Raw genomic sequence first — 242 nt, 5'->3', positions numbered from 1 at the left:
GCGGATCGCTGGCACACCGGATTTATCGACGCCGCAGGTCACGGTGGGCTGCTCGGCCAGATCGAAGGACGGGCCACCGGTGATGTGCTGGCCTGGCCGGCCGACACCCCGCTCACCTGGCGCCAGGCCATCCGGTTCGTGGCCATCGACATGTCCCCGTTGTGTCGGGCGGCGATCCGCACCGGACTGCCGCAGGCCACCGTGGTGGTCGATCATTTCCATGTGGTGCAGCTTGCGAACAA

At 67.4% G+C, this 242-nt stretch carries 1 protein-coding gene; it reads left to right on the top strand.

The window, feature by feature from the left end:
• On the top strand, positions 1 to 242 hold a 242-nt coding region (locus tag FMEAI12_RS33535), incomplete at both ends, for a transposase (RefSeq protein WP_146776834.1).

Origin of the sequence: Parafrankia sp. Ea1.12 (genome assembly GCF_900465275.1) — a bacterium.
Classification (GTDB): domain Bacteria; phylum Actinomycetota; class Actinomycetes; order Frankiales; family Frankiaceae; genus Parafrankia; species Parafrankia soli.
This window is presented reverse-complemented; position numbering and strand designations above follow the sequence as displayed.